The sequence below is a fragment of the Acidovorax sp. Root219 genome (assembly GCF_001428665.1).
Taxonomy (GTDB): Bacteria; Pseudomonadota; Gammaproteobacteria; order Burkholderiales; family Burkholderiaceae_C; genus Acidovorax.
This window is the reverse complement of the sequence record NZ_LMIJ01000001.1, coordinates 138,564-142,609: the sequence shown is the minus strand read 5'-3', so window position 1 is coordinate 142,609 and position 4,046 is coordinate 138,564. Positions and strand designations below refer to the sequence as shown.

General features: G+C 67.5%; 4 protein-coding genes and 1 pseudogene. 4 read left to right on the top strand and 1 reads right to left on the bottom strand.

Annotated elements, in window-relative coordinates; translation table 11 throughout:
- Positions 1-97 precede the first annotated feature (97 nt).
- Complete coding sequence (gene nth, locus ASE28_RS00650; protein WP_057263777.1) at positions 98-736, bottom strand: endonuclease III; 639 nt, start codon at positions 734-736, stop codon at positions 98-100.
- Positions 737-1,006: 270 nt separating this feature from the next.
- On the opposite strand from nth, the gene ASE28_RS00645 reads away from it, so the two are divergent.
- From ASE28_RS00645 to ASE28_RS00635, 4 genes and pseudogenes are all read left to right on the top strand, one after another.
- On the top strand, positions 1,007-1,279 hold the full coding sequence (locus ASE28_RS00645) for a hypothetical protein (protein WP_157421791.1): 273 nt from the start codon (positions 1,007-1,009) through the stop codon (positions 1,277-1,279).
- Positions 1,264-2,226 (top strand): annotated as a pseudogene (locus ASE28_RS00640) (peptidase C39 family protein). The gene ASE28_RS00645 and the pseudogene ASE28_RS00640 overlap by 16 nt, the downstream one beginning before the upstream one ends.
- A gap of 22 nt (positions 2,227-2,248) precedes the next feature.
- Complete coding sequence (locus ASE28_RS33335) at positions 2,249-2,494, top strand: peptidase C39 family protein (RefSeq protein WP_255361002.1); 246 nt, start codon at positions 2,249-2,251, stop codon at positions 2,492-2,494.
- Positions 2,476-4,023 carry a RimK family protein gene (locus ASE28_RS00635; RefSeq protein WP_082607799.1) on the top strand — a complete coding sequence of 516 codons (1,548 nt, stop codon included), beginning with the start codon at positions 2,476-2,478 and terminating at the stop codon, positions 4,021-4,023. Before ASE28_RS33335 ends, ASE28_RS00635 begins: the two co-directional genes overlap by 19 nt.
- The last annotated feature ends 23 nt before the right edge of the window (positions 4,024-4,046 follow it).

Sequence of the window (4,046 nt, the reverse complement as noted above, 5' to 3'; positions counted from 1 at the left end):
TTCTTTTGACGAAGCAAAAGAAGGTAGGTGCGCCGCCGGGCGCACACCCCGGCCTCCGCCCTCAATCAAGGCATGGCCTAACCACCGTCAACAAGGCTCATGGCGCAGCCGTCTTCGGCTCGTAATCACAATACCGCGGCACCACACACTCCCAACACCGCGGCTTGCGCGCCACACACACATACCGCCCCAGCAAGATCAGCCAGTGGTGCGAATCCACCGCATACGCATCCGGCACCCGCTTCACCAACTGCAACTCCACCGCCAACGGGTTCTTGCCCGGCGCCAGCCCCGTGCGGTTGCTCACCCGAAAGATGTGCGTATCCACCGCCATCGTGGGCTGGCCGAAGGCGACGTTGAGGACCACGTTGGCCGTCTTGCGGCCCACGCCGGGCAAGGCTTCGAGCTCCTCGCGCGTGCGCGGCACCACGCTGCCGTGCTGTTCTACCAGGATGCGGCAGGTGGCCATCAGGTTCTTCGCCTTCGTGCGGTACAGGCCGATGGTCTTGATGTAGCCCTCCAGCCCTTCGAGCCCCAGGTCCAGGATGGCCTGCGGCGTGCCCGCCGCCGGGAACAGCTTGAGCGTGGCCTTGTTCACGCCCACGTCCGTGGCCTGGGCCGAGAGCAGCACGGCGGCCAGCAGCTCGAACGGGGTGGTGTACTCCAGCTCCGTGTTGGGCATGGGGTTGGCGGCCTTGAGGGCGGCGAAGAAGGGTTCGATCTGCTCGGTTTTCATGGTGGGGAGGGGCCGTTGTTCTTGTCGGGTGCTGCATTGTCCCGCAGTGGATTCTTCACGGCGATTTGACGGCCGCAGCGCGTTTCTTTACAACGAATTTATACCGCGCTGCCTAGACTGCAAGCCATGTTTAACCCACTGCCTACCGCCGGCTTGGAAGCCGCCTGGCTCCCTGGCGCAGGCCCCCGCATGCTGCACCCCAGCCTTTCCCTGGTTTCGCTCCACCGCGTGGCGCTCGGCGCTGTTGCCCAAGACAGTCCGGATGACCTCGTGGTCCTTCCCCTGCGGTTGTCCGGCGCCGACGTACCCGCAGTGCGGCGCACCCTGCACCACATCCTGGGCCCCCGGCTGGCCTGCTACCGCATCGGGATGGACGTCGCGCGCCACGGCATCAGCGCCCACATCCACCTGCGCAGCAGCGAGCTGGCCACCTGCATGGCCCTGCTCACGGCCGGCATGCCACAGGCCGAGTTCGGCCGCATTGAGCGGCTGACAGGCGCAAGCACAAACACAAGCACAGGCACCCCATGCGTGGTGCATTGAGGGGGCTGCCTTCTGCACCACCCACCAGCGGCCCCATTGGTCTGGGCACGCTGGGGGATGCGCCTGCACTCGATGCCCTGGAGCGCGCTGCGTTCACCGGCGACCGCATCTCCCTGTCCAGCTGGCGGCGCCTGCTGCGCAGCCCGTCGGCCCGGGTGCTGGTGGCCCGCGATGGCGCAAGCGAGTGCGCAGCGGTGCCCGGCGCCTGCGTGGTGCTGCTGCGCAGAGGCACCTTCGTCGCGCGCTTGTACTCGCTGGCCGTCGCACCGCAGGCGCGCAACAGTGGGCTGGCCAGCGCCTTGGTCACCGAGGCCCTGGCCCATGCGCGCCGCGCAGGCTGTGCGCTGCTGCGGCTGGAAAGCCGGGCCGACAATGTCGGTGCCCACCGCCTGTTCCGGCGCTTTGGCTTCGTGCCATCGGGCCGCAAGAGCGCCTACTACGAGGATGGGGCCGACGCCATCTGCTTCCAGAAGGGCCTGTTCGACGACAAGGGCCAGGGCGCGCATCCGGTGCTCCGCAGCGCGCGGCACTACGGGCAGACGCTGGACTTCACCTGCGGCCCGTGCGCGCTGCTGATCGCCATGTCGGCTCTGGACCCTGCCACCGTGATGGACTAGGCCGCAGAGATCCGCCTGTGGCGCGAGGCGACCACGGTGTTCATGGCAGCGGGCCACGGCGGCTGCGGTCCGTTCGGGCTGGCCTGTGCGGCGCTGCACCGGGGCTTCGATGTGTCGGTGTATGCCGCAGCGGGCTCCTCGCTGTTCATGGACAGCGTGCGCGAGCCGCACAAGAAGCGCGTCATCCAGCGCGTGGAAGATGACTTCCAGGCCGAGCTGCTAGCGCGCGGCGTGCCTATCTTCGCGCTGCCGGTGTCCGCCGAGGGGGTGATCGAGCAGTTGCGCCTGGGCTACGTGCCCATCGTGCTCATTAGGGCCTGTTCACACTAATTTCGCGATCCCCGAAATTAGTGTGAACAGGCCCTACCTGTGGCGGCTGCACCGCGAGAAGGCGCCGCACTGGGTGGCGATCGTCGGCTTCGATGGCGCAGTGTTCCGCGTGCTCGACCCCATGGCCCGTTCCGGCGAAAGCGATGGCGGCATGTCGGTGAGCCTGGCCGAGTTCAAGAAGATCGCCCGCTACGGGCGCCGCCGTCAGACCGCGGCCGTCATCATTGCAAGCAAGAAAGAAGTTCCCCCGTGTCCTCAGAACATGTGATCGTGGTCGAAAAGCGCTCCGACTTCCGCTGGAGCGACCCCGGCGTGAAGATCGTCACCGCCGAGGAGTTCATTGCCGAAGGGCCCGAGGCGCGCAGCCGGGTTCGCAAGGTCACCAACCTGTGCAGGAGCTACAGCTACCTGGGCATAGGCTACTACTGCTCGCTGCTGGCCGAGGCGCGCGGCGACCGGGTGACACCGGGCGTGGAGGCCATCCTGGGCCTGGCGCGCGGCAAGGCGCGGGCGGCTTCGATCGCGGTGCTGGACCGGCTGATCGGCCCGCTGCCCGGCATACCGCGCTCGGTCAGCACGCTCACGCTGCAGGTGTTCTTCGGGCGAACGGAAGACGCCGAGTTTGCCGCGCTGGCACGCAAGGGCTTCGAGCTGTTTCGCTGCCCGCTGCTGGAGATCGTGGTCGAGCGCTGCGATGCCCCGCAGGGCTGGCATGTCGCGGCCCTGCAGGCGCTGGACCCGCGCGACGTGGACACGCACCGCGACGAGGTCTTCACCGAGGCGCTGGGCCACTTCACGCGGCGCAGCTGGCGCCCCGTGGCGGCCGTGGCCGCGCCGCGCATGGACCTGGCCATCCTGCACGACCCGGTCGACCCGCTGCCGCCGTCGAGCGCAGTCACGCTCGCCAGGCTCATCACCATCGGCGACAGCATGGGCATTGCTGCCGAGCTGATCGAGAAGAAGGATTTTTCGCGCCTGGCGCAGTTCGACGCCCTGTTCATCCGTGAAACCACGGCCGTCAACCACCACACCTTCCAGTTTGCCAAGCGGGCGGTGGCCGAAGGCATGCCCGTCATCGACGACCCGGTCTCCATCCTGCGCTGCACCAACAAGGCCTATCTGGCCGAACTGCTGCGCGGCCACGGCATTGCCACACCGCGCACGCACATGCTCAGCCGCCGCACGCTGGCCGACTTTCAGCATGGGCTGGCCTACCCGGTGGTGGTCAAGGTGCCCGATGGCTCGTTCAGCCGCAGCGTGAAGAAGGCCGACCACTTTGCGCAGCTGCAGGAGATCGCGCGCGAGATGCTCAAGGAATCGGAAGTCATCCTGGTGCAGGAGTACATGTACACCGACTTCGACTGGCGCATCGGCATCCTCGCGGGCCAGCCGCTGTTTGCCGCCAAATACTTCATGTGCGACGGGCACTGGCAGATATTGCAGCACGGCGACAACGGCCAGTACACCGAGGGCCGCACCCTGGCCGTGGCCCTGCCCGAGGTGCCACCCCATGTGCTGGCCGCTGCCACCGCCGCAGCGCGCCTGGTGGGCGATGGCTTCTACGGCGTGGACCTCAAGTGCAACGCCAGCGGCGCCCATGTGATCGAGATCAACGACAACCCCAACCTGGATACCGGGGTGGAAGACGCCATCGGCGGCGATGCTGTGTACCGCCGCCTGCTGGGCCATCTGCTCGGCCGCGTGGAGCAGCGGCTGCACCGGGGGCAGGGCAGCGGGGTCTGCGCGCCGGAGGGGCTGGTGTTGGCAAGCACAAGCCGCATGGTGCAGCACGCTTAGAGCGGCTAACAAAACTCTTCTGA